Here is a 26,341-nt window from a genome sequence, read left to right as displayed (position 1 = left end):
AAAAAAGCGGCCAAGGCCGCTTTTTGCAAGGTTAAGCATTACTGAGCAGCCCTTTGCCCCTTGGGCAGTAAGCTTATCAGTTTGGAGGCGATATCCGTGTTGTCCTGGTTGCCGATAAACAGCTCAGCACCCGGGCCTGTGGCAAACACCTGCACATCTGTACCCGTATGGCCGCCGGTGGTCCAGCCTGTGTTGGAGCGGCGATCCACTTCCTGTTTGATAGCGCTGGCCAGCGTCTCTTTGCCTTGCATTCTGGCCTTGGTCAATTGTTCAAGCAACGCGGGTTCCAGCTCAAAACCCAGGCCTTGAGCCAGCGGCGCTTGCCAGTCTTCTGCGGTCAACGCAGCGGCGGCAAGGGTATCAATACTGGCAGACAGCCCCTTGAGCACCTCTGGGTTCCAGGCATATTTGCCCTTGCTGCCGATGGAGAGACCACCGGTATTGTGATCTGCGGTGGCCACCATCAGGGTATTGGGGTTTTGGCGCACGAACTGTTCGACCACTTCCATGGTATGGGCAAATTCATCCATCTCCGCCATGGCGGCGGCGATGTCGTTGTTGTGACCAGCCCAGTCGATCAGGCTGCCTTCAACCAGCAACACAAAGCCGTTGGGGTTTTGTGACAAGAGCTCCAGTGCCTTGCCTGTCATGGTGCTGAGGCGATGGCCATCCTTGTCGTCCAGCACCCAAGGCAGTTGCACTTCTGCAAACAGGCCCATTACCTTGGGCTGTTTGATGCTTTCAAGCGCGCTGAACTCCTGCAAAATTTGATAGCCCTTGGCATCAAACTTGGCCAGCAGCTCCTGATCGAAGTATTTCTGGCCGCCCCCCAGCATCACATCGGCATCCGTTTCCAGATACTTGTTGGCCAGCTCGACATAGTTTTTGCGACTTTCGCTGTGAGACAGAAAGGCCGCCGGTGTGGCGTGATTTATCTGGGAAGTGACCGCCACTCCCGTGCTCATGCCCCGCTGCTTGGCCTTTTCCATTATGGTCGGGATCGGCTGCTTCTGGGTGTCGACCGAGATGGCGCCGTTATAGCTTTTTACTCCGGTTGCCAGCGCAGTTGCCGCAGCGGCGGAGTCGGTGACATAGCCGCTGACTCTGGCGGGGTAGGTACTGGCCATACCGACCAACAGGCGATCGAATACCGTCTGTTCTATCTCTTCGGTATCCGGGTTGTCATTGAAATACCGGTAGGCGCTGGTATAAGCCGGCCCCATGCCATCACCGACCATGATCACGATATTTTGGGGTCTGGAAGGGGCGGGATTGGGCAACTGATTGGCATCGACTGCCAGTGGCAGCAGCAATGACAGTCCCAGCAATGCGCCCGTGAGTTGGCTCAGTTTCATCAGAGTCTCATCCTTGTTGTTTTTGTTGCAGTCTTTGCTCAATGGCATTCATCAGCATGCCGGTGATATTGACATCGAAAGCCGCTTCAATCTCTTTGATGCAAGTTGGGCTGGTGACATTGATTTCGGTGAGCTTATCCCCAATCACATCCAGACCGACGAAGATCAGGCCGCGCTTTTTAAGCTCAGGGCCCAGGGCTCTGGCAATGGCCCAGTCACTTTCAGACAGAGGCTGGGCAACACCGCTGCCACCGGCCGCCAGGTTACCGCGGGTTTCACCCTTCTTGGGGATACGCGCCAAACAGTAGGGTACAGGCTCGCCGTCGATGACCAGAATACGCTTGTCACCCTTGGTGATCTCGGGAATAAACACCTGCGCCATGGCATAGTTTTGGCCGTAATCTGTCAGGGTTTCTATAATAACCCCCAGGTTGGGGTCGTCCTGCTTGACCCTGAATATGGATGTGCCGCCCATGCCGTCCAATGGCTTGAGGATCACATCGCCATGTTGGGCATGGAAAGCGCGTAACCGCTGCGGATCGCGGCTGACGAGTGTCGTGGGGGTAAACTGGCTGAACCAGGCGGTAAACAGCTTTTCATTGGCATCACGCAGGCTCTGTGGCTTATTGACTATTAATACCCCGGCCTCTTCGGCGCGCTCCAGCATGTAAGTGGCGTAGATATATTCGGTATCGAACGGTGGGTCCTTACGCATCAGAATCACATCCAGCTCCTTGAGCGGCGTGTCGGTCGCTTCACCCAACTGGTACCAATCAGTGGGATCTTCCTGAACCTTGAGCGGCCGCATCTTGGCCCAGGCTTCACCCTGCAGCAGTGCCAGATCCTGCATCTCCATATAGAAGAGCTCATAGCCGCGGGACTGCGCCGCCAACAACATGGCGAAGCTGGAGTCTTTCTTGATGTTGATATCCTTGATGGGGTCCATCACTATGCCGAGCTTGATCATGATGCCTTTCCTTTATTCGTTGCGCCCACAGGGCAGAAAATGGTTAGCCCAGATCGCCGAATCTGAGCTGCAATGCGGTAATGGCGGTTAGCGCCGCGGTTTCTGTGCGCAGTACTCTGGGGCCGAGCAGAACTTCGGTAAATGCCTGGGTTTCTGTCATGGCAATTTCCTGCTCCGACAGGCCGCCTTCCGGACCTATCAAGAGCCGCACCTTGTTGTTTGGCAGCTCAAGGCCATTGATGCCGTGAGCGGCTCTGGGATGCAGATTGAGTTTCAGTGCCGTCGTGGGCTCGGCGCACCAGGCTGCCAGCTCCATTACCGGTCTCACTTCAGGGACCCGGCTACGGCCGGATTGCTCACAGGCGCTGATAACAATTTTTTGCCACTGCTGCAGTTTCTTTTCCAACCTGTCGCCGCTGAGTTTAACGCCGCAACGCTCTGAAAACAGTGGCGTGATGGTGTTAACCCCCAACTCTACCGATTTTTGTAAGGTGAAGTCCATGCGATCGCCGCGGGAGATCACTTGCCCAAGGTGCAGATCCAGGGGGGACTCAGAGGGATTGTCCATGGCAGACAGCACGTGTACATCCACGGCTTTCTTTCCGGCGCTGACGATAGTGGCCGGATAGTCTTTGCCGTCACCATTGAACAGGCTTATCTGCTCGCCGCTGCTCATGCGCAGCACTCGGCCGACATGGGCGCTGGCGTCATCATCCAATGACAGAACTTGGCCTGGGGTTATCGGGCCTGTGTGATAAATTCTCGGCACTCTCATGCTCTGTATTCCTTAGGCTTATTCTGCGCTGCCGCTGAGGCCGCTTTGGTTGCAGGCTTTCTGCACCAATGGGTTGTGATTGCCCTGAGAGGCGGCTATTACCTGATCTCGCCGGCACTCAATAGTATCAACTGGATAGCTTTTGTCCCACGCCTTGAACAACTTTAATTGGCTGGAGGCTATCTTGAGCCCATAGGTCTGCTGCATATAAAGGTAGGTACGGGCGATGCGTCCTCTTGCCTGCGCTGGCGGTTCTGCCTTACGGCCCTTGAAGTCGACTGTCATCTGACACTGGCCATATTGGCTTGGCTTGGCGTTCCACTGACTGAACCTGAAGTTGGATCTGTCGCCATTGACCTCTCCCACGGCCGGCACCAGATTGTGCAGGTCGGCCTCCATGCGCTTAAAGGTCTTATCTTTGCTGCTGCAGTTCTTACGGCCGCCGTTTTGCCAGCACTGCAACTGATGGCCAAACTCCCAGGCAGGTACTATATGCTCCCATTCGATGCGGTTGGCACGGGTCTCTTGTTTGCGAATCTGATAACCGCAACTTGCCAAATCCGGCTGCCATTTCTTGCCTTCCATTTTGATGGCACAGCCACAGTAGAAACTGACTGCCGGCAGCGTTTGACTGTAAATCACCTTGGCGCGTTTCTTGGCTTCGGAAAAACTGCTTGGATGGCTGGGCGATGCCAGCACAGAAGAGGCCGCCAAAAGCAGCGGCAGGGCCACGAGTGGCCGCAGGTGCAATGAAATCACGCTATTCCCTAAAATCATAACTTCGGGTGCCGACAGCCGATACCTCAGGTGCCAGACTTGGAATTGTTGCAGCAGATAGTAAAAGAAGCCGCCAGGCTTGGCAACTTGGCTCAGGATGGCTGAGGGCTAAGCAGTTGGCCGCAGCGGCGGCATTGATATTTAGCCTGGCCCCGCACGACCTTGTTATGACGGCGAATGCTCAGCTCTACTACACCGCAGCCACATTGATAGGGCAGGGTTCTGGGTTTGACCGAGCTGATATCCATCGAGTGAGTGGTACGCGGCGCCAGGCCATAAATCCGCCGCATCAGGCTTTGCCACTCCTTGCCATGAGGTCGGGTCTTGCCATGCAGTTGGAAACAGAGCAGGTGGCAAATCTCGTGTGGAACCACCTCATGGGTGAAGGTGTGCAGGTTTTGCTCCAGTAGCACCGGATTGAAGCGCAAGCGGTTCTCGGTTGGATGAGCGGTACCGGCGCTGCGGCCTCGCAGGGCAAAGCTGACCGAAGGGCGCTTTAGCGCTCGGCCCAGGGCGGCCTCCGCCTTGAGATAGCAAAGCTCTATTGCATTGAGCACGGCCTGCTGCGCCTCACTAGCGGCAACTTCAGGCTGTGGCTCAGGTGCTTGATTGTATTCAGAGGTGCCGGCGTTTTTAAGGGATCTGAACAACTGACTCAGCATGAGAAACTCAAATTGGCATGAATTGGTGGCAAATAAGCAGAGGCGCAACTGCGCCTCTGTTGAATCAGGGATTATAAACTTTTGGCCGCCGCTGTCAGCATGGCTTTGACCTGCTCGACTATCGCTTCTTCGGTAGCGGGCTCGAAACCGGCAATTCTCGGGGTATGAATATGCCCGGTGGGAATGCGGCTGCCGAGTTGGTTTTGCAGCAGGATAGCCCGGTAAGAGATCTCATTGGACAGGTAACCGCCGCCAGACCCCTCCACCGAAGTGCTGTTTTGCAATTCGCTCAGGCTGCTTGCCTGAAACTCGCCACGGGAAAGGGTGCTGACAGTATGGTTGTCGTTGGTTTTCCAGCGGCCGTTTACGCTCTGCATGGCTGCTACCGGCAGGGAGAACTCGACAAACTCAGGGCCATTGAGGGTGTCGTTTTCCAGCTTGGGTGGCAGAGGTCGCTGTTTACTGGCGCCGGTAAAAACATTGCGGTTGTCCGGGGCTTCGGCGCTGCGGTTGCGGCCCGGAAAGCGTTCCAGATCGAAGTCGCTGCGCCCCATACTGACAGTGACCACCATGTCGACACTCTTGTCGCGATAAACCGGGGTCAACAGCGACTCTATGATGCCCTCATCAAAGTCAGCGAAACGTACCGGGATCATCACTGTCTCTATCTGTGCCTGGCGGCCGTTAACCGAGAAGCGGTAACCATCCAATGCCAGGGCGACCAGACCTGAAGGGTTGCTCTGCTCTATATTGCGATCGAGAAAGAAGGGGTCGAATCCGGTTAGCAGTATCTTGATGCTGGCATCATCCTTAAAGTCGATATCGCTGAAACCTCGGGATGACTTTTCCACCGCCTTGGTCAGTATTTCTCTTTGCCAGGAGGCGATATTGAACTTGGGCGACTGTTTGCCCAGCTCTGCTCGCATCTGCAACCGGCTCCAGTAAAGGGAGCGGTCGTCGCTGTGACCTGACTGCACATCTCTGACCGCCTGTTGCCACAGGCGTTGCCCCTGGTGCGCCACCATCTGGGTAACCTTGAGCTCATCGGTATGTTGGCGGTATTTCGTTACCAGATCATCTGTCAATGCCTGATAGCGCTGGACGACTTGAGGCATTTTTTCGTTGGCGGCAGGCAGGCGATCCTCTTCGACACCGGCCTGAGCCGACAGAGAAACCAGAGTACCCGACAGCAGGGCTATGGCCAGGCTGGGCTTAAACATGGCAGTTCCTTTCGCTTATAGAGTTGTAAAGTTAGGGAAGGTGCGAATAAGTCCTCGTGGCGTTCTCTTTTGTAGAGAGTGGCTTGCACAGTCATTGGCTCTCTGCGTTATCCGACCTACCTCAAGTATGCAACACTCGCCAGCAACTGGAAAGCTATCTGTTACCTTGCCAGATTGTTGCCACAATTGAGCAGGGCTTTGCCAGACCATTATTCACCCCAGGGCTGTATGCTTGTTGCTTTGACCGCCGGGAATAATAGGGGAATGAGATGAATAAAGGTTTGCACAGAAAGCGCCTGAGTAAGCGTTTGCTGCTGCCCATGTTGCTGTGTTTATTGGCTCAACAAACGCAGGCTGTGGCAGCTGAGCAGACCAAGGTCAGTGACGTCGGCTCTGAGGTCACGGCCGAGGGTTGGCAAGAGGTACGCCGCTGGGACAAGCTGTTCGAATCCGCAGGTGTTAAAGGCAGTTTACTGCTTTGGGATCAAAAGCGTTCTTTGGGGCTCTCCAACAATCTAAGTCGCGCCGCCGAAGGCTTTATTCCGGCTTCCACCTTCAAGATCCCCTCCAGCCTTATTGCGTTGGAAACCGGGGCGGTGCGCGATGAAACCAGTCGTTTTAGCTGGGACGGAAAGGTTCGTGAAATTGCCGCCTGGAACAGGGACCAGAGTTTTCGCACCGCAATGAAGTACTCTGTGGTGCCTGTGTATCAGCAGTTGGCCAGGGAGATAGGCCCCAAAGTGATGGCAGCTATGGTGCGGCAGCTGGATTATGGCAATCAGGATATCGGTGGCCAAGCGGACAGCTTCTGGCTCGACGGCCAACTGAGAATTACAGCATTTCAACAAGTGGATTTTCTAAGGCAACTGCATGACAACAAGTTGCCTGTGTCCGAGCGCAGCCAGCGAATTGTCAAACAGATGATGCTGACCGAAGCGAGTACTGACTATATTATTCGCGCCAAGACAGGCTATGGTGTGCGGCGCACGCCGGCCATAGGTTGGTGGGTCGGTTGGTTGGAGTTGGACGACAACACTGTCTATTTCGCCGTTAACCTGGATCTGGCCTCGGCCAGCCAGTTACCGTTGCGCCAACAACTGGTGAAACAGGTGCTCAAGCAGGAACAGCTGCTGCCTTGAGTCTGGCTGGCACGGAATAGAGAGCCAAGACATAAGTCAGAGAAGGCCAACTTGTGTGCTGTGTTATCTGACTTGGACAGGCCCCGGCATGCCTTCAGTCAGATGCCTTGAACGCCAATTGCTGTGCAAGCCACTCTTTACATCACGAGAGTGCCACGAGGACTTATTCGCGCCTTCCTTCACCTGCAAAGATGGGCTACATCATCAAAGATTGCAGCGACTCCTGACTGTTGAAGCGCTTGGTAAAGAAGTCCAGAAACACACTGATATTGGTCGCCAGTTGTCGACGGGAGGAATAGACGCCATAGACCTTGAAGGGTTCTATGGGCCACTCCTGCAGCAGCGGCACCAGGGCGCCGCTGGCCAGCTCGTTCTTGCATACCGAATGGGACAACATGGCGATGCCAAAGTCATCCAGTGCCAGTTGCTTGACCATGATGGCACTGTTCACTCGAGTGCGGCGCCTGAAGCTGGCCATGGTTTTGCGGCTCCCCTTGCCCAGCGGCCAGATGGGGGCCGAGCGTGAGGTACCCAGCAAGATACCATCGTGACGGGCCAGATCTCTCGGGGTTGCCGGCGTTCCTTTGGACTTGAGATAGCCGGGGCCAGCCACCAGAATCGGCTGACGTTCAAACAGGAGCCTGGCGACGAGATCCGAAGGCTGCAGCGGGCCATACTTGATGGCGATATCATAGCCTTCGCCCACCAAGCCCACATCGGCATCGGTAAACTGAACATCCAGTTCGACCCCGGGATAAAGCCGCATAAAGCCGCTGCAGAGATTGGCTATTAACTCTTGGCTGAATGAAACCGGGATTGCAATCCGCAATGAACCGGAAACATCGTTATGGGTATTCTCGATTGTGGCCTTTGCCGCTTCCACTTCGTTGCAGATGCTGTCACAGTGTTGATAAAAGAGCGCGCCCACCTGAGTGAGGCTTATTGAGCGGGTATTTCGTTGCAGCAGACGGACCCCAAGCTGTTGTTCCAGTTGGGCGATTTTTCGGCTAATGGTAGACTTTGGCAGGCCAGTTTCACGGGCCGCCTGAGAGAAGCCTTCTGCTCTGACCACTGCTGCAAATAGGAGCATCCCATTCAAATCTGGCATGTTTTTATTACTGTCTCAAAAATGGAACATAGCGTCTAAGGCAGTTTAATGGCATTTGACGGGATAACAAAGGTATATTTATTGGCTAAAAAATTTCAGAGGCTTAGCAGAGGATCGATAGATGACCAGCAAGAAGCAGCCCGCAAACACGACTCAAGCCCAGACTCCGGATCCCCTGTTTCTGCAGGCGGAGCATTTGGCTAAGGATTTTTCGCTGTTCCCAGAGCACAGCAAACAGAGCCTTTCTGAAGAGATAAAGGGTCTGTTGGATGACGATGCCATCCAGAGTAACTTAAAGTCATTGGCGCAGTTGGATGTGGATGGCTATGTTGCCAAAGTTATCCAGCCTACCCAGGACAAGAACCGCCCGGGTGCCAAGCGAATCATTGCCGATCTGAAAGGCAAGATGATCGCCGAGAGCCACAACGGCCCATTCTACAGCGCCGAAATAGAGCTGAACTTTGGTGGTCGTAACCGCCGCATCGGCTTTATCGCCCAGGAGCGCACCACGGCCAACGGTGCCTGGATGCCGGAGCACCACCTGCAGGCCTGTGAGGCGATTCGCCATTTTGCCGAATTGTCCATGCCTATCGTTTACCTGATTGATACCCCCGGAGCCGATGCCGGTGAGGTGGCCAACAGCCACAACCAGGCGCATTCTATTTCCAAGGCGATTGCCGAGAGTGCCAACGTCGATGTGCCGACTCTGGGTATAGTGATTGGCGCCGGCTACTCGGGTGGTGCTATCCCACTGGCGGCGGCCAATATACTGTTGTCGCTGCGTGATGGTATTTTCAACACCATTCAGCCTCAGGGCCTGCAGAGCATCGCCCGCAAGTACAACCTTTCATGGCAGGAGTGTGCCAAGTCTGTGGGTGTGTCCCCGGAAGAGCTCTATACCTCAGGTTGTATCGACGGCATTGTGGATTTCTCTCCTTATGATCGCGACGAGCGTCAGCACAACCTGCGCCGCGCCATCATCAGCGCCATCGAAGCCATTGAACGTGCCGCAGTGCAGTTTGTAAAAGAATCCGATGACCTGCGTGAACACTATGATCGCAGCCTCAAGCGTTTCCTCGAGCCTTCCAAGAGCCTCAAGGCGTTGGAATCCAACGCGGAAATGTCTGTTGCCATCAGCCCGACCATGCACCTTAACCTGTTCGGCAGCGCCTACCGTTATCTGCGTTATTTGACCCTGCGTAGCCGTATTCACTCCATCTCCATGGATCAGTATGGTCGCTTGTCCAAGGTGAGTGTGCCGGAAGGGGATCTGTTGGCCCGGATCCAGAAGGAGCAGGAGAAGGTGTTCCAGGCTTGGCTGTCCAGCCCGGATAAGCTGGTTTACGACGAAGAACTCAACAAGCTGTGGAGTAACTTCATCTCCAAGCGTGATGATGTTTCCACCGAGCGTAACATGCTGACCCGTCTGATCCTGGGTGAGCCGAAAGAGAACTACAAGAAGGCCCGTAAGGCGCTGCTGTTCAACATTGGTTGGTCTTTGTATCACCGTTGGAAGAGTAATGCCGCCAACAACTTCAAGGGGCTTATCCACTATCTGGAAACTCTGCCGGCAGAAGTGACTCAGGCGCCTTGGCCTGAACTGAACCAGCTGACAGTACTGGATGTAGTGGTCAATGAAGAGCTGCGTGAAGACTTCATTTGGCAGTGTTACAACATCCTGATCTTTAACGCGCTGTACGACAATGTCGTGGGTAACCTGGCCTCTATCGCCAAGGAAGCCATGATGGCCAAGAGCCTGTCGCGTCAGTCTGTTGATGGCCTGCTGCACAAGTCTATCGACCGGGCGATTTCCACACAGGATACCGCCAACGACAAGAGCAAGTTCTACAAGTGGCTGAAGTACTTCATGTCACAGTCCAACCGTGCCGAACTGCTGACCAAGACAGAGCAGTGGAAGAGCGTGGGTTTCCCACAGCTGAACGATTCGCTGTTCGTTATCCTGACTTACTTCTTCGAGCGTCTGCTGCCGGAATACTTCGACAGCGAAGAGGATAAGGGCAAGTACACAGGTGCCATTAACCCGGTGCGTATCGGTCGTCGTAAGGACTTCTGGAACCGTTTGACCATGGGTTACCAGGATCTGCTGATTCAGAAGGTGCTGCGTGACGAGAAGAAAGCCGGCAATATGACCTGGGAAAATATCATCGCCAAGTTCTTCAAGAACTTCGATGAGATCAATGGCGATAAGATGTCGGCCAACCTGCTCAACTTCCCGGGCTTCCGTCTCTCTATTGAAGATGCACTCGACAAGGGCATTCGCCCCTGTGGTTTGATCACGGGTCTGGCGGACTTTGAACATGGCGGCAAGGCGCTGCGTGTCGGGGTTGCTGTATCCAACACCGCCTTCCAGGCCGGTGCCTTCGATATGGCCAGTGCCGAGAAGTTCTCTGCGCTGCTTATTGAGTGTGCCAAGCGCAGGCTGCCGGTGATCTGCTTTATCAGCTCCGGCGGTATGCAGACCAAAGAAGGGGCTGCTGCGCTGTTCTCCATGGCCGTGGTGAACGACCGTATTACCCGTTTCGTGCGTGACAACGAATTGCCTGTGCTGATGTTCGGTTTCGGTGACTGTACCGGTGGAGCCCAGGCATCCTTCGTGACTCACCCTCTGGTGCAGACTTATTATCTGTCCGGTACCAATATGCCGTTTGCCGGTCAGATGGTGGTACCAGCTTACCTGCCATCCACTTCGACTCTGTCCAACTACCTGTCCAAGGTGCCCGGAGCGATGAATGGCCTGGTCAACAACCCATTCAGCACTCAGCTCGATGAACAGCTCAAGAGCATAGATCCTCTGATGCCTATGCCTAACGCCGAGATAAGTGATGTGTTGACCAATGCACTGTCGACTCTGGTGGTTGAAGTTGAAGAGGTCAGTGAGGAGATAGTTCAGGACGATCCTCGTGCCCTGATGAAGCCTATCGATAAGGTGCTGGTACACGCCCGAGGCTGTACTGCGGTGAAACTGATCCGCAAGGCCCACGACAATGGCATTAATGTGGTACTGGTGGCGTCCGATCCTGATATGACTTCGGTTCCTGCTGACATGCTCAAGGAAAACGACAAGCTGGTTTGTCTCGGCGGTAACACTTCAGACGAGTCCTACCTGAACGCTTATTCAGTGTTGAAAGTGGCCGAGTATGAGCAGGTAGACGCGTTGCACCCAGGTATCGGCTTCCTGTCGGAAAGCCCACAGTTCGCCGCCCTGTGTGTGAACAACGGCGTGAACTTTGTTGGTCCAAGTGTGCACTCGATGACAACCATGGGTAACAAGTCCAACGCCATCAAGACCTCTCAGGCGCAGAATGTGCCCGTGGTACCAGGCTCTCACGGTATTTTGACCAACGCCGAGCAAGCGGTTAACGTGGCCAACGAAATCGGCTACCCAGTGCTGCTCAAAGCGGTACAAGGTGGTGGCGGTAAGGGTATCCAAGTGGTTAAGCGCCCCGAGGATATGATTGGCCTGTTCCAGAAAACCTCCACAGAAGCGGCTGCCGCCTTTGGTAATGGTGACCTGTACCTGGAAAAATATGTGACTTCACTGCGTCATATCGAAGTTCAGCTGCTGCGTGACAAGTTCGGCAACACCAAGGTACTGGGTCTGCGTGACTGCTCGGTGCAGCGTAACAACCAGAAGGTGATTGAAGAGTCCGGTTCCACCATGCTGCCTGAAGAACTCAAGCAGAGAGTGATGGAATACACCCGTGCTCTGGGTGATGCCACCGACTATATGGGCGCAGGTACCGTTGAGTTCATCTATAACCTGGATGCCAACGAAGTCTACTTCATGGAGATGAATACCCGTCTGCAGGTAGAGCACCCGGTAACCGAAGCGACTTCAGGTATTGATATCGTCAGCGCGCAATTCGATGTGGCAGCCGGTCGCTCCATTGAAGATCTGCAGCCGCAGGAAATCGGCTATGCGATGGAAGTGCGGGTGACAGCCGAGAAGGCTGCTCTGGACAGCCAGGGCATACTGCAGTTGGTGCCAAACCCGGGTCTTATCACTGAGTGCGTGATGCCAGAGCGCGATGATGTGGAAATCATCTCTATCGCGGCCGATGGCAAAGAAGTGTCGCCATACTACGACAGCCTGATTGCCCAGATCATCATCCGCGGTGAAAGCCGGGACGATGTGATTGCCAAGATGTATGACTATCTGGATCAGGTGGTCATCAAGGGTATCGCCACCAACATCCCGCTGCTGAAGCGGATCCTGGCCGACGAGACCTTCCGTGAAGGCGTGTATGACACCAACTATCTGCCGCGCCTGATGGCCGAGCTGGATATCCCAGCCCTGATCGCCGAAATGGAAGCCGCCGCCGAAACTCAAGGTGTGGATACCGAATCGCTGCGTGTGGGTGAGTCCAACGAGCTCAAGGTGTTGGCTCAGGGCGCGGGTATCTTCTATACCTCTCCGGCACCGGGCGAAGCCGACTTCGTCAAGGAAGGCGACATAGTGACTGTCGATCAAACGCTGGCACTGACCGAAGCGATGAAGATGTTCTCTCAGGTGACACTGGCAGGCTTCAACCGCAAGGGCGCCGAGCTGTATCCAGAGGATAAGAAATACCGCATTGAGCGGATCCTCAACAGCAATGGCCAACAGGTCTCTCAAGGCGATCTGCTGTTTGTGGTCTCCCCTGTGGAAGACTGAGGCTGCTGATTGTAGGTAACCCGAAAAGGCCCGCCATGAGCGCAACGTAGTTCACTTAAGCGGAGCTGCCTTGTGATTCACAGGATATCGGGTCTTTGATATTTTTACCGCCCTAGGCCGATTTGGCTTAGGGCGTTTGTCTATAAAAAGGATGGACAAGTCTCCTCGCAGACTGTTTAGACGCTTCGGCGTATTACCTGGTGACACCGTTTTGCTCATGACTTTGAGCTGACTTGCGATGAACTGACAAGCGTACTTAAAGCTGATTTCATTGGGCATTCGACCATGCTCTACTGCCGCCTGACTCGCTTCTCGTCTCACCAAGTTATAACCAAAGTCGGCAAAGCAGTTTTGAATAGACATAAAAAATCGGAAACCTACAAACAGGTTTCCGATTGTCTCTCATCAGAAGGATCGGTCAACCGATCCTTATCTGATCGACGTTGCGCCATGAGCGGGTCTTTTGTTTCTTAACGGTTGGATTCAATTTCAGCCGGCGCAGCATATGACCAGAAGCTGATGTTTTTGAACTAATATTGAATGTATCCTGAATCGCCGGAGCATACAGATTGCTGAGATATTTGCGGCCCATATTGTTTGGCAGCCTTTTACTGGCAACGGCCGCAGTCAATGCTGTCACGATTCCCTATTGTGTCGACCCCGACTGGATGCCCTATGAAGGCATAGACCAAGGCAAGCATGTGGGGATCTCTTCCGGCTTTCTTGAACTTATCGATCAGCAGACAGATTGGCTGTTTCAACTGGTGCCCACCGAAAGCTGGCAACAGACATTAGCCTACTTGAAGCAGCAACGCTGTGTATTCACCCCCATGCTCAACTACACTTCCAGGCGCGCTGAGTTCTTATATTTCAGCGATATCTATAGCCGTTCTCCCAATGTGTTGGTTTCCCGCCACGAGCAACCCTTTCTGCAAAGTATGGAACAGGTCGGTGATAGAAGCTTGGCGATCCCCAGAGGCTACCGCTTGCTGGATTATGTGCGCCAGAACTATCCCAAAATCCGCATTATTCTGGCCGAGACAGAGCAGCAGGGATTGGAGATGGTCTCCAGCGGTGAGGCGGATCTATTTATCGGCTCTATGTATTCCATCAATGCCCGCATTCAGCAGAGTGGGTTGTTCAATCTCAAAATCGCTGGTTGGGCCGGGCCAGAGGATCAGTTCCGGATGGCGGTAACAGAGAATGCCAAATGGATGTTACCCGAGCTCAATCATTTACTGGCGCAGATTTCCGATGAACACAGGGCCAGGCTGTACCGGCAGTGGAGCAATATGGCGGTGCTGGAACAGACAGATTACCGAATGTTCTGGCAGTTGTTGGCGGTGGCAACATTGATCTTCGGTGCCTTGCTGGCACGTAACCGCTGGATCAGTAAATACAACCGCGAGTTGACAGCCAAGAATCAACAACTGGAACAATTGCGCAATCAGTTGCTGGAAACCAACAGAGAACTGGAGTTCATTTCGACCCACGACCCTTTGACCAAGTTATATAACCGTCACTATTTCCACCGACACTTCGCCGCCGAACACCGCAGTAACTCGGCGCAAGGGCACACGTCGCTGATAGTAATAGACATAGATTTTTTTAAAGAGATCAATGATCGTCATGGCCACAGTGTGGGAGATTCGATTCTCCGCGAACTGGCGGCTCTGCTCAAAGATGGTGCCCGTGAACAGGATCTGGTGGCACGCTGGGGGGGGGAGGAGTTTATGATCATCTGCCCGGATACCGACTGTGTGCAGGCGGGGCGTTTATGTGAGCGTCTGGCACTGGCGATGAAGGTTTATCCCTTTTCAGCCGGTGTTAGCCTGAGTTGCAGTTTTGGACTGACAGAACTTAAAGCCGGTGAATCGATCTGGAGTGCATTTGATCGGGCAGATTTGGCCTTGTACCGGGCCAAGTCGGAAGGTCGCAATAGGATCTGCTGCGATCCCGAATCCGATCGAGCCGATAAAATCAGCTCAAATTCGTCAGCTTAGCGCTGTAGCGGCGCTTTTATACAATCAATTTCTGCATTAATCGCTCGAATATAGAAAATATTGAATTTCAAGATGTTGAATTTAATGAATTTTATTTTTGTTGCCCGTCTGTGATGACAAACTGGTGAAAATTGAAACTGCTGATTGCAGCCTATAGGGGTTTCGGTGTTATAATACGCGCCTTATTTATGGGGTTCCGTCTGTCGCAGCTTTGAAGTGGCATACTCCGTCTCCTATTAACTAATCATTTGAAGTTGAATCATGACTGACTTATCAAAATACAGAAACATTGGTATTTTTGCTCACGTTGACGCGGGTAAAACCACTACCACAGAACGTATCCTGAAACTGACCGGCAAAATCCACAAGATGGGTGACAGCCATGACGGTACCACCACTACTGACTTCATGGAGCAGGAAGCTGAGCGCGGTATTACCATTCAGTCTGCTGCGGTAAGTTGCTTCTGGAAAGATCACCGCTTCAACATCATCGATACCCCCGGACACGTTGACTTCACCGTTGAAGTATATCGTTCTCTGAAAGTTCTGGACGGCGGTGTTGGTGTATTCTGTGGTTCCGGCGGTGTTGAGCCTCAGTCCGAAACCAACTGGCGCTATGCTAACGAATCTGAAGTTGCCCGTATCATCTTCGTAAACAAGCTGGACCGTATGGGTGCCGACTTCCTGCGTGTTGTTGGTCAAATCAAGCGCGTTCTGGCTGCGACACCACTGGTTATGACTCTGCCTATCGGTATCGAAGACGAGTTCAAGGGTGTTGTTGACGTACTGAACCGCAAAGCCTATGTATGGGATGAGTCTGGTCTGCCAGAAAACTACTCTGTAGAAGAAGTTCCAGAAGACATGGTTGATCTGGTTGAAGAATACCGTGAGCAACTGATCGAGACTGCCGTTGAGCAGGACGACGACCTGATGGAAGCCTACATGGAAGGTGAAGAGCCTTCTATCGAAGACCTGAAGCGTTGTATCCGTAAAGGTACCATCAACCTGTCATTCTTCCCCACATACTGTGGTTCTGCTTACCGTAACAAGGGTATGCAGCTGGTTCTGGATGCAGTTGTTGACTACCTGCCATCTCCAACAGAAGTTGAGCCTCAGCCTCTGACTGACCCAGAAACTGGTGAAGAAACCGGTGAAGTAGCTACTGTATCTGCCGATGAGCCACTGCGCGCACTGGCGTTCAAGATCATGGATGACCGTTTCGGCGCCCTGACCTTTATCCGTATCTACTCTGGTAAGCTGAAGAAAGGTGACACTATCCTGAACTCTGCTACCGGTAAGACCGAGCGTATTGGCCGTATGGTTGAGATGCACGCTAACGATCGTAAAGAGATCGATTCTGCTCAAGCCGGTGACATCATCGCTGTTGTAGGTATGAAGAACGTTCAGACTGGTCACACTCTGTGTGATCCTAAGCACGAATGTACTCTGGAGCCTATGATCTTCCCTGAGCCAGTGATCTCTATCGCTGTAACTCCTAAGGACAAAGGCGCTTCTGAGAAGCTGGGTGTTGCTCTGGGTAAGATGGTTGCAGAAGATCCATCATTCCAGGTTGAAACCGACCAAGAAACTGGTGAAACCATCCTTAAGGGTATGGGTGAATTGCACCTGGACATCAAAGTAGACATCCTGAAGCGTACTCACGGTGTTGAACTGACTGTTGGTGCTCCACAGGTAGCTTACCGTGAAACCATCACTCAAGCCGTTGAAGACAGCTACACTCACAAGAAGCAGTCTGGTGGTTCTGGCCAGTTCGGTAAGATCGACTACCGCATCCGTCCAGGCGAAGCTGGTAGTGGCTTCAAGTTCACCTCCAGCGTTGTTGGTGGTAACGTACCTCGTGAATTCTGGCCAGCAGTTGAAAGCGGCTTCGAAGACATGATGAACGAAGGTCCTCTGGCTGGCTTCCCAGTACTGGACGTTGAAGTTGAACTGTTCGACGGTGGTTACCACGCAGTTGACTCCTCAGCAATCGCGTTTGAAATCGCTGCCAAGGGTGCATTCCGTCAGTCTATGCCTAAGGCCAAGCCTCAGCTGCTGGAGCCTGTGATGAAGGTTGACGTGTTCACTCCAGACGATCACGTTGGTGACGTTATCGGTGACCTGAACCGTCGTCGCGGTATGATCAAGGATCAGGAAGCTGGTTTGACTGGCGTACGTGTTAAGGCTGACGTGCCACTGGCAGAAATGTTCGGTTACATCGGTCACCTGCGTACCATGACTTCTGGTCGTGGTCAGTTCTCTATGGAGTTCTCTCACTATGCTCCATGTCCTGCCAACGTGGCTGAGACTGTTATCGCAGAAACCAAGGCTCGTAACGCAGCCAAGAAATAAGGATTAATTATCCTGATAAAAACCCGCCTTGATGGCGGGTTTTTTTATGGGCGAATATCTAGTGCCGCGAAGCCAGCAGAATCAAACTTGCATTCAGCTCGGCGGATGCCGATGAATATCAATGGGCAATCGTATGGCAACTGTTTCCGAAAGTGGCATATGTGGCAAAGGAGCTACCTAAGATAAAGGAGATAAAGGAGCTGGGATTGGCAGAGAATTGCCGTGAGGAAGCCACTGCGAATATCAGTAGCTGGGGGAACCGAAATAGGTGAGCAGATAAACAAAAGCCAGCTCGATAAGCTGGCTTTGTGCAGGGCCGATAACGCGTGTTTATCAGTCTTCCAGGTTACCGCAGAAACGGTAGCCCTCGCCGTGGATGGTGGCGATGATTTCCGGTGTATCAGGCACACTTTCGAAGTGCTTACGAATACGACGGATAGTCACGTCAACAGTACGGTCGTGTGGCTTGAGCTCACGGCCGGTCATTTTCATCAGCAGCTCAGCGCGGCTGAGAATCTTGCCTGGGTTTTCCACAAAGTGCAGCATAGCGCGGAATTCGCTACGTGGCAGCTTGTAAGATTCACCCTGTGGGCTCACCAGAGAACGGCTGTTGATTTCCAGGCTCCAACCATTGAAACGATAGTATTCAACGGCAGCCTTTTCTTCAATTTCAGCGCCAGAGCTGTTGACTCGAGTCAGCAGGTTACGGGCACGAATGGTCAGTTCACGAGGGTTGAACGGCTTGGTGATGTAATCATCGGCACCGATCTCCAATCCAAGGATCTTGTCCACTTCGTTGTCACGGCCAGTAAGGAAGATGAGACCGATATTGTTGATTTCGCGCAATTCCCGCGCCAACAGCAAACCATTCTTACCTGGCAGGTTGATATCCATAACCACCAGGTTCACCTTGTTTTCCTGCAAGGCTTTGTGCATCTCTGCGCCATCATTGGCTTCGGTTACCACATAACCTTCTGCCTCGAAAATACTTCTCAGCGTGTTACGGGTAACGGCTTCATCTTCAACGATCAGAATGTGCGGGTTTTGCATGTTATTTACCTAATTAAATCAGTTTATCTAACCATGAGCGCGGGTGACGCTCCGCTATACTCTCTAAAACGCCAACATTCACAGGGTTCACGTAAGTGCTGTTCAAAACTGAAATGAAACGGCAACACACTTCATGATTAGCAAAAAGTATGCTCTCCACCCGGAGAGGCGCGAACTGTACTGTCTAGGATTCCCAGTGGCGGGATTTAGTTCCTGAAAGACATGGAAAATCCAGAAAATGTCATCTTAAAACCAGATTACATTTGGTACAGAGTCGTTATCGATAGAGACTTATGCTGTAGCGTAATGGCGCTAGCCGGGTCACACACTTAACTCTAAGCCTCTGTCGATACAATCCATTGTACTAGGATTGGGCATTTGTTAACAAATGAAATGTTAACAAATTAATGTTTAACTATGATCCACATCACAAGTTTTTGCGTTACCTATTGAAAGATAAGCATTTTGTATTTTTTCTTACTGTGAGCTTGCTCACGGGGCTAGGGGAATGCAAAAGCCTTTGCTAGAATAAATCCGGTTCATTAGAGACAGATACTACAATGGATGCTGCATTTGAAAGTCTCTGGCAGTACTACCAGAGCGCATGCTTTTTATTGACTCAGTCGTTTTCTTCCGCTGTTCCTTTCGCTATTGTCACCGCCCATAATCCCCTTGGGCAAAAACTCACTTCTTGCCAAAACCGCCTTCTCGATCGGCAGCTACAACACGATATTGATAAGCTGGGCATTCCTTACCGGGCGATCATAGGCGCTGCCGATGATCTCAGTCATATGGAAAAAAGCTGGGCTCTGTTTCTGGATAAGGCCTCGGCAATCGAACTGGCATCAAAGTATCGCCAAAATGCCCTTTACTACGTTGATAGTGGGCTCTTGACCTTGGTGCCTTGCCTGAAAGGGGAGCGAGAGGTGGCGCTTGGACAGTTTGCTGCCAGGGCGCGCCTGGTCAGCGAGTTACCCGAGCTCAGTGACGGATGAGTTGAGGAAATTTCATCCTGCGCAAATTAGCATTGACTTCATAAGGACTTTATTGCTAATTTTTTCATCCCTTTCGCGAGAAAGGAACAGAAGAGGTGCGTTAACTAGGTAGTGAGTCAGAGGAGGGCAATTCTCCAATGACGGCTCATGAGGGAGATTAACGCCGAGGTCGGGATGCGTATTGGCTACGCTTCCGGTCGGTTGGTCAGGCTGAATCCTGGCGACTGTCACCTGGTTTTGGTGGAGAGCTTCTGGTGACGATCGCTGTTTCCCTGCTATGGGGTGCGTTATCTCTGCACCAGGCTCTTCGAACGTTATCTGTTCGGAGCTTAACTCATGAAATCTATTCTCGTTATCGACCTTTCCCTGTTACCTGCCTGTGGGGGAATGCGCTGATGTCTCTTGTTGTTGCCAAGTTTGGTGGTACCTCAGTTGCCGATTATCCGGCGATGAATCGCTGTGCCGATATAGTGCTTGGAAACCCGGCCTCCCGTCTGGTTGTGGTCAGTGCATCCAGTGGCGTAACCAATCTGTTGGTGGAGCTGTCTCAGGCAGACATGGGGGATGAGCGCCGTCTCAAGCTATTGAAAGAGATCGCCACCATTCAATACGCAATTCTGGATAAACTTGGCAGACCGGCAGATGTTGCCGCGGCGCTGGATGCTTTGCTCAGCCGCATGGCAACGCTCAGTGCCAAGTTATTGCAAGCGCCGAGTCATGCTATGGTCGATGAGATCCTATCTTTGGGCGAACAGTGTTCTTCAGCGCTGTTTGCCGCGGTATTGAGAGAACGTGGTGCCAAGGCCAGCGCCTTTGATGTGCGCCAGGTGATGCGTACCGATAGCCATTTCGGTAAGGCCGAGCCACAAATCGCCGAGTTGAAGCGACTGGCGACAGAGAAATTGCAACCTTTGCTTGAGCAGCAACTGCTGGTGACCCAGGGCTTTATCGGCGCCGATGCCGATGGCCGAACCACTACGCTTGGGCGTGGTGGCAGCGATTATTCTGCGGCCCTTTTGGCTGAGGCGCTGGAAGCCGATGCGGTCGAGATCTGGACCGATGTAGAAGGGATTTACACCACGGATCCCCGACTGGCTCCCAACGCCAGGCCTATCGCAGAAATCAGTTTTAATGAGGCGGCAGAGATGGCTACTTTCGGTGCCAAGGTGTTGCACCCTGCCACCATCTTGCCGGCGGTGCGTCAACAGATCCAGGTGTTTGTCGGCTCCAGTCGGGCACCGGAAAAAGGTGGCACCTGGATCCGTCACCAAGTGGAAGATGAGCCGGTATTCAGGGCCGTTGCCGTGAGACGAGATCAGACCCTACTTAACTTGCACAGTTTGCAGATGTTGCATGCCCAGGGCTTTTTGGCAGAGACCTTTGCCGTGTTGGCGCGGCACAAGATCAGTGTCGATCTCATTACCACCTCAGAGGTGAATGTGTCGCTGACGCTGGACAAAACGGGCTCAGATTCGGCCGGCAAGGGGCTTCTGACCGAAGCCCTGCTGCAGGAATTGTCGCAAAACTGCCGTGTGCGGGTGGAAGATAAGCTGGCTCTGGTGGCCATCATAGGCAACAAGATAGCCACTACTGCCGGGGTCTGTCGCCGGGTATTTGAAGTGCTTGAACCCCATAACGTCCGAATGATCTGTCAGGGCGCCAGTCCGCACAATCTTTGTGTCTTGGTGTCTGAAGCCGAAGCCGGTGATGTTGTTGCCGCTTTGCATCGTAACCTGTTTGAAGGGGCTCAGGATGCAGCTTGAACATCTGCCGGTTGGGGAGCTGGCCGCCGGCCAGCCCTTGACCATACCTGTTTATCGCTTCAAAGGTACCAGCGATGCGGCGCCCAGCGTCTATATTCAGGCCAATGTGCATGGCGCCGAGGTGCAGGGCAATGCGGTGATTTTGCAGTTGCTGCAGTACTTCAAGGCTCATCCGCCGTTGGGGGATATCACCCTGGTGCCTCTGGCCAACCCCTTGGGGATTAACCAGAAAAGCGGTGAGTTTACCTTGGGCCGTTTCGATCCCATCACAGGTATCAACTGGAACCGAGCCTATCTGGATCAGGCTGTCCACCTGGATGACTGGTATCTGCTGCACGGTGAGCTGCCGGAGCCAGCACTGTTTGACGCTTTTCGTCGTCTTCTTATTGCCAACTGTGAGCAGGCATTGGCCAATCCCTGGGGAGTGACGACCGGGCAGAGATTGGCGCTCAATCTGCAGAAACTGGCGCACGGTGCTGACATAGTGCTGGATCTGCACACCGGCCCCAAGTCCTGTAAACATCTCTATTGCCCCGAGTATGAGCTGTCTGCTGCCGGCTACTTTCATATTCCCTATACCCTGGTGATGCCTAAAGGTTTTGGCGGCGCGATGGATGAAGCGGCCTTCAATCCCTGGTGGCAGCTCAGCGACTATGCCAATAGCCGGGGCAGAGAGCTGAAAGTCGCAGTGTCGGCCTTTACTTTGGAGCTTGGCAGCCAGGAGCGTATCGATCTTGCTGATGCCAGCCGGGATGCGGAAGGCATATTAAGTTATCTGAGCTATAGAGAGGTGATAGCCCAGAGCATACAGCCCGAGGTGATGTCGCGTTTTGCTTGTATGCTGAAAGACTATCGAAAGTTTCACGCACCTATGGCAGGTATGGTGGAGTATCTGGCCGAGCCGGGAGTACCTTTGGCTGCGGGCGCGCCTCTGGTCAATATGCTCAGGCTCGACCGAGTCGATGCCGGCACTGAAGTCACCAGGCTCTCACTCAATGAGGATGTGATCCCCGTGCTGCATTTTGCCTCGGCGTCTGTGCATCAAGGTACTGAGCTCTACAAGGTGATGACCAACTACTTCACTCTTTCTGGTTAAGTCAAAGCCGGATATGAAATCCTTTTTAGCGTCTACCATTCTGTAACTGGCTGATAATTTGTAATATTTTGTGTCTTTTGTTTCTTGTTTGTATCAATTGGTGTTACAAGAATTAATCCCTTTGTATTAAGGGAGTGTTTTTGAGCATGGAAACATAAAACAACAATAAGCAGTCTTATAGGGAGTAGACAAGTGAAGAGTCAAGTTGCAATAGCCGTTTCAGCAGCGCTGTTATCTATGGCATTCCATTCAGAAGCCGCGCCAGTTAGCGTATCAGATCCATTTATTTCGTCGGATCTGCTTAGTGCGTCCAGCGGCCTCAAAGGACAACAGCAAGGGGTGGGGCAACATAAGTTTGTCAAAGAGCCTGGACTTGCAGAGGGTAAATACACTTATATAGTGCGCCTTAAAGATCCCTCTGTGGCGAATTATGCCGGTGGTATTGTCGGGCTTGAAGCCACCAGTCCACAACGAAGCCAAGGGCTGGCGCCCCAAAAGGCTCCCAAGCTGAATACCGCCAGTGTGGCGGTGAAGTCCTACGTGAAGTATTTGAATGCCAAACAACAGAACTTTTTAATGAGTGCCGCGGCCCAAGGGGTTCAGTTGCAGGCCAAGGCCAGATATCACTATGCCTTTAATGGCCTGGCTGTCACCATGGATCAGCAGCAGGCTGAAGCCCTGTCCAAGTTACCCGAAGTGGCGTTCATTGAGCGGGAAAGCCTCTATTCAATGGATACCGACAGTAGCCAGAGCATGATAGGTTCTCCCAAAGTGTGGGACGGCAGTGCAACAGGGACCCGGGCTATGGGTGAAGGGGTCATAGTCGGGGTGATCGATTCGGGGATCAACAGTGATCATCCATCCTTTGCCGACATTGGGGGAGATGGTTACGACCATACTAACCCCTGGGGGCAGGGGGTCTACGTCGGTGACTGTGCGGCAGCGTTTTCTGACATGTGCAACGACAAGTTAATCGGGGTCAGAAGTTATCCTGAGATTACCGACAGTTATGATGATGAAGAGGTCTTTGGCCCAACACCTCCTGCCAAGAATGGTGAGGATTATGGGGGCCATGGTTCTCATACTGCCAGTACTGCTGCGGGCAATATCCTTAAGAATGTTCCCTATGTTGCCGGTGAAGTCGGTGAGGCTCAGGGGGATGGCATTGAGACCGGGCTCGAATTTACACAGATCTCCGGGGTCGCCCCCCATGCCAACATTGTTGCCTATCAGATCTGCCGTCCGGGCAACAATGGCGATAGATATTCAGGTTGTCCCACATCGGCGATTCTCAAAGCGTTGGATGATGCCATTGCCGACGGTGTGGATGTGATCAACTATTCCATCAGCGGCGGTGGTTTCCCTTGGTCAAGCGCGACAGAGATGAGCTTCCTGGCTGCCCGTAATGCCGGCATCTTCTCTGCCGTATCGGCCGGAAATACCTCTGCTTCGGTTAGCCAAGTTCCCTTTTCTTCACCCAAAAATGCGCCTTGGTATACCTCAGTCGCGGCATCTACCCACAACCGGGAAGTGCGTTCCATTCTGGAGTTCAACGGTGACCAACTGGACTACACTCAGGGAACCGGGCCGGTAATGACTACAGATATCAGTGCACCTTTGGTGTATGCCGGTGACTTGGCAGCTGATAATTTCGAAGGTTGTAACGCCTTTGCCGCCGATGCGTTCAAGGAACAGTTGGCGCTGATTAAGCGCGGCGGTTGTAACTTTGCCGATAAGGTCAATAATGCCAAAGATGCGGGGGCAGTAGGGGTTATCGTCTTTAACAAAGACGGTGAAGGCAACGTCAGAACCAAGATGTCCGGACTGGGCAACACCAGTATCCCTTCTGTTTTCATCGGTAATATTGATGGCTTGGCTGTTGTGGATGCGCTGGCGGCCACGCCAGGGCTGGTGGCCAAAATCAATGCCACTCCATCGGCCGTTGAGCGTCAGGCAGATGTGTTGGGCGACTTCTCTCTACTCGGGCCAAATCGTTACTTCGATGTGATTGCGCCTTCGATTTCAGCACCGGGTGTGGACATCTATGCCGCTTATGCCGATGAGCAGTATGGCCATGAAGTAACAGGGACAGATCCTGCCGATTATACCTTGATGTCCGGTACTTCCATGTCCAGCCCTCATGTGGCGGGCGCCGGGGCGCTGCTGAAGTCGGCTCATCCTGAGTGGACACCGGATAATATCCGTTCAGCCTTGATGCTGACGGCAACTACGGCCAGTGCTATGACCAAGGCCGATGGCAAGACTACCGCGGATCCGTTTGATGTGGGTGCCGGCCGGATCCGGGTCGATTTGGCCGCCAAGACAGGGCTCATCATGGATGAGTTGGCGGACAATTATGAGTTTGCCAATCCAGAACTCGGTGGTGATCCCAGACGTTTGAATCTTCCCAGCATGTCCACTAGCCAATGTGTTAACAGTTGCAGTTGGACTCGAAAAGTCACGGCGACCAAAGACGGCGTATGGAGCGCTGCCGGGGTGGCGACGACTGAAGGGCTGAAAATAACGGTTTCGCCTGAAAACTTCACTCTGACCAAGGGGCAGTCACAGGTGGTGACTGTCACTGCCGATATCACAGGGGTGAGCTCCAGTGATTGGGCGTTTGGTAACCTGCTGTTGACCTCGAGCAACCACCCTGATGCGGCTATGCCGGTGGCGGTCAAGGCTTCCCGTGACAACCTGCCGGACAGCTTTACCATCCGGGCAGGACGAGATGCCGATGAGCTGACTTTCAGCCAGCTCAAATCGCTGGATATGACGGGACTGGATGCAGAGGTATCTGCCTTGGCACTGGCCGACAGCTTTGAAGGCGTGCTGAAGCAAGATTCGGATGTTGGTAGCTTCCTGGACGACATTACCGACGGCGTTGCCTACGTTGTTTACAGTGTTGAAGATGGTGCCAAGCTGTTCAATACGGCCATTACTGCCACCAACTCTCCGGATTTGGATCTCTATGTGGCAATAGACAGGGACGGTGACGGGGCGCTGGATGCCCTTGTTGGCCAATCGGCCAGAGCCGGTTCTGATGAATCTGTCAGCATCAGTAATCCAGAAGCCGGTGATTACTATATCTTTGTGCAAAACTATGAGGCCTCAGCCGCCAATGCCGAGGATCCCTTCACCCTGAAAACTTCAGTGGTAGAGGCAGGTCCGGCTCAGGACAACTTTACTCTGACCAAGACGGGTGATAACGAGGACTTCTCACTGAAGTTTGCCTGGAAGGATAATTTTGCCGCCAGCGACCTGGGTTATGCCGTAGTAACTCTGACGTCCAGCGATACCAGCATCGCGGCCAAGAACTTGCCGGTTGCTTTCAGCCGAGTCGTTGATGATGTGCAAATGCCTGCGGCCAGTGTGCTCAGTGGAGAGATGGCCCCCGGACAGCCAGTAACCATGGCTGTAACTATTGCTGCCAATGCTTCCCCGGAGGCTCGGGAATATCAAATCAAGGCCATGGTGCCGGAAGGACATGAAGTCACGGCTATCAGCGACCAAGGAGAACTGGCTCAAGGAGTATTGAGTTGGACTCATGTGATGCAAACCGGCGATCCGGCCAAAACGTTGAGCTTCAAGTTTATCCCGCGTAAACAGGGGCAGGGCAATAAGCTGATATTGAGCAATACCGTAGTCAATGATACCGCCGAGGTGCTGACTCAGGAGTATCTGTTCGATGTTAAAGAAGGGGCCCCTGTTATCAAAGTTGATGCACCGGACCGAGTGGCAGAGCGCAAGAGCTTTGTTATCGATGCGTCTGCCTCGGCCGATCCCAATGGCGATGCTGTCAGCTATCAATGGACTCAGATTGCCGGTGCACCACTGAAGTTTGACAGCTCGGCGGCCAAGCTGGAGCTGACGGCACCTGAAGTGGGAGGCTCTGGCGATTTGCTGACTTTCAATCTGAAGGTGAGTGACTCCAAGGGTAACAGCACCACAGAAACTGTCAGCATAGTGGTCTTTGACTTCGAGCGTGACGGTGGTGGTTCGCTGGGTTGGTTGTCGCTGCTATTGCTGCCTTTGGGGTGGCTGCGCAGGAAATCGAGCTAAGGAAGGTGCGAGCAAGTCCTGTGTGCTCTGCGTTGGCTTACAGGCCTGGATGCAAGGCGTGGTTTGCAGCAAATGGCCATAGTCCTTTGCACCTTCCCTAAGCCTTAAACTGAAAAAGGCTGCCAATTTGGCTAATGCCGTTCACTTAGTGTGAACGGCATTTTTCTTAGGCTTAATGGGATACTTGTTTTTACTCATTTTTAACGCACGTGGATAGGCTCTATCCCGTTTCCCATCAAGCTTGAACTGCCTCGCATTACGCACTATGTCCAAGACATCTCTCGGGACATTTCCAGGCGTTTGAGATGACAGTTGAGTCAGTTTAAAAATGATATAACTCGA

The 26,341-nt window shown here is 53.0% G+C and carries 16 protein-coding genes, 2 pseudogenes and 1 riboswitch; of the genes and pseudogenes, 8 read left to right on the top strand and 10 right to left on the bottom strand.

Annotated elements, in window-relative coordinates; all coding sequences use genetic code 11:
• Window positions 1–38: 38 nt before the first annotated feature.
• The 6 genes from ACF8D4_RS18880 to ACF8D4_RS18855 all read right to left on the bottom strand — a co-directional run bounded on the left by ACF8D4_RS18880 (window position 39) and on the right by ACF8D4_RS18855 (window position 5,756).
• Window positions 39–1,355: an alkaline phosphatase gene (locus tag ACF8D4_RS18880; RefSeq protein ID WP_044735955.1), complete on the bottom strand. Its 1,317-nt coding sequence runs from the start codon at window positions 1,353–1,355 to the stop codon at window positions 39–41.
• Between the two features lie 7 nt (window positions 1,356–1,362).
• Complete coding sequence (gshB, locus tag ACF8D4_RS18875) at window positions 1,363–2,322, bottom strand: glutathione synthase (RefSeq protein WP_025889743.1); 960 nt, start codon at window positions 2,320–2,322, stop codon at window positions 1,363–1,365.
• A 43-nt stretch (window positions 2,323–2,365) separates the two neighbouring features.
• Window positions 2,366–3,097: a 16S rRNA (uracil(1498)-N(3))-methyltransferase gene (gene rsmE / locus ACF8D4_RS18870; RefSeq protein WP_044735161.1), complete on the bottom strand. Its 732-nt coding sequence runs from the start codon at window positions 3,095–3,097 to the stop codon at window positions 2,366–2,368.
• A gap of 18 nt (window positions 3,098–3,115) precedes the next feature.
• Window positions 3,116–3,871 (bottom strand): endonuclease, encoded by a 756-nt coding sequence (locus tag ACF8D4_RS18865; protein WP_370629046.1) that lies wholly within the window; start codon window positions 3,869–3,871, stop codon window positions 3,116–3,118.
• Window positions 3,872–3,966: 95 nt separating this feature from the next.
• Window positions 3,967–4,536 (bottom strand): SprT family zinc-dependent metalloprotease, encoded by a 570-nt coding sequence (locus ACF8D4_RS18860; protein ID WP_101058647.1) that lies wholly within the window; start codon window positions 4,534–4,536, stop codon window positions 3,967–3,969.
• A 71-nt stretch (window positions 4,537–4,607) separates the two neighbouring features.
• A complete protein-coding gene (locus tag ACF8D4_RS18855) occupies window positions 4,608–5,756 on the bottom strand; it encodes a hypothetical protein (protein ID WP_392466189.1) in 1,149 nt (382 codons plus the stop codon).
• 269 nt (window positions 5,757–6,025) lie between these two features.
• On the opposite strand from ACF8D4_RS18855, the gene ACF8D4_RS18850 reads away from it, so the two are divergent.
• Window positions 6,026–6,895 carry an OXA-55 family carbapenem-hydrolyzing class D beta-lactamase OXA-964 gene (locus tag ACF8D4_RS18850; RefSeq protein ID WP_025889747.1) on the top strand — a complete coding sequence of 290 codons (870 nt, stop codon included), beginning with the start codon at window positions 6,026–6,028 and terminating at the stop codon, window positions 6,893–6,895.
• 196 nt (window positions 6,896–7,091) lie between these two features.
• Here ACF8D4_RS18850 and ACF8D4_RS18845 read toward each other — a convergent pair whose 3' ends face one another.
• On the bottom strand, window positions 7,092–8,003 hold the full coding sequence (locus tag ACF8D4_RS18845) for a LysR family transcriptional regulator (protein ID WP_025008920.1): 912 nt from the start codon (window positions 8,001–8,003) through the stop codon (window positions 7,092–7,094).
• Between the two features lie 121 nt (window positions 8,004–8,124).
• Between ACF8D4_RS18845 and ACF8D4_RS18840 the strand changes: the two genes are divergently transcribed.
• Window positions 8,125–12,678: a biotin carboxylase N-terminal domain-containing protein gene (locus ACF8D4_RS18840; protein WP_096140983.1), complete on the top strand. Its 4,554-nt coding sequence runs from the start codon at window positions 8,125–8,127 to the stop codon at window positions 12,676–12,678.
• Between the two features lie 51 nt (window positions 12,679–12,729).
• Here the strand turns inward: ACF8D4_RS18840 and ACF8D4_RS18835 are convergent.
• A pseudogene (locus ACF8D4_RS18835) lies at window positions 12,730–13,011 on the bottom strand (IS4 family transposase); the annotation flags it as partial.
• A gap of 236 nt (window positions 13,012–13,247) precedes the next feature.
• Here ACF8D4_RS18835 and ACF8D4_RS18830 point away from each other — a divergent pair.
• The gene (locus ACF8D4_RS18830) at window positions 13,248–14,681 is read left to right on the top strand and encodes a diguanylate cyclase (RefSeq protein ID WP_096140982.1); all 1,434 of its coding nucleotides are present in this window, start codon (window positions 13,248–13,250) and stop codon (window positions 14,679–14,681) included.
• Window positions 14,682–14,942: 261 nt separating this feature from the next.
• Window positions 14,943–17,033, top strand: a complete 2,091-nt coding sequence (fusA, locus tag ACF8D4_RS18825) for an elongation factor G (RefSeq protein ID WP_096140981.1) — start codon at window positions 14,943–14,945, stop codon at window positions 17,031–17,033.
• Between the two features lie 333 nt (window positions 17,034–17,366).
• Here fusA and arcA read toward each other — a convergent pair whose 3' ends face one another.
• On the bottom strand, window positions 17,367–18,083 hold the full coding sequence (gene arcA, locus ACF8D4_RS18820) for a two-component system response regulator ArcA (protein WP_025008928.1): 717 nt from the start codon (window positions 18,081–18,083) through the stop codon (window positions 17,367–17,369).
• Window positions 18,084–18,643: 560 nt separating this feature from the next.
• Between arcA and ACF8D4_RS18815 the strand changes: the two genes are divergently transcribed.
• The 4 genes from ACF8D4_RS18815 (at window position 18,644) to ACF8D4_RS18800 (ending at window position 25,999) form a co-directional block, all read left to right on the top strand.
• A complete protein-coding gene (locus tag ACF8D4_RS18815; protein WP_144166516.1) occupies window positions 18,644–19,078 on the top strand; it encodes a DUF3293 domain-containing protein in 435 nt (144 codons plus the stop codon).
• A gap of 82 nt (window positions 19,079–19,160) precedes the next feature.
• A riboswitch (Lysine riboswitch) is annotated at window positions 19,161–19,337 on the top strand.
• Between the two features lie 136 nt (window positions 19,338–19,473).
• On the top strand, window positions 19,474–20,841 hold the full coding sequence (gene lysC / locus ACF8D4_RS18810) for a lysine-sensitive aspartokinase 3 (RefSeq protein ID WP_392466182.1): 1,368 nt from the start codon (window positions 19,474–19,476) through the stop codon (window positions 20,839–20,841).
• Window positions 20,831–21,937, top strand: a complete 1,107-nt coding sequence (locus ACF8D4_RS18805; protein ID WP_071238446.1) for a succinylglutamate desuccinylase/aspartoacylase family protein — start codon at window positions 20,831–20,833, stop codon at window positions 21,935–21,937. Before lysC ends, ACF8D4_RS18805 begins: the two co-directional genes overlap by 11 nt.
• 192 nt (window positions 21,938–22,129) lie before the next feature.
• The gene (locus ACF8D4_RS18800; protein ID WP_392466180.1) at window positions 22,130–25,999 is read left to right on the top strand and encodes a S8 family serine peptidase; all 3,870 of its coding nucleotides are present in this window, start codon (window positions 22,130–22,132) and stop codon (window positions 25,997–25,999) included.
• Window positions 26,000–26,140: 141 nt separating this feature from the next.
• On the opposite strand, the pseudogene ACF8D4_RS18795 reads toward ACF8D4_RS18800, so the two are convergent.
• Window positions 26,141–26,341, bottom strand: a pseudogene (locus tag ACF8D4_RS18795) (IS4 family transposase); the annotation flags it as partial.

The sequence above is a fragment of the Shewanella sp. YQ_9 genome (genome assembly GCF_043103185.1).
GTDB lineage: Bacteria > Pseudomonadota > Gammaproteobacteria > Enterobacterales > Shewanellaceae > Shewanella > Shewanella algae.
Note: the sequence above shows the minus strand (reverse complement) of the source record. Positions and strands in the feature narration are given on the sequence as shown.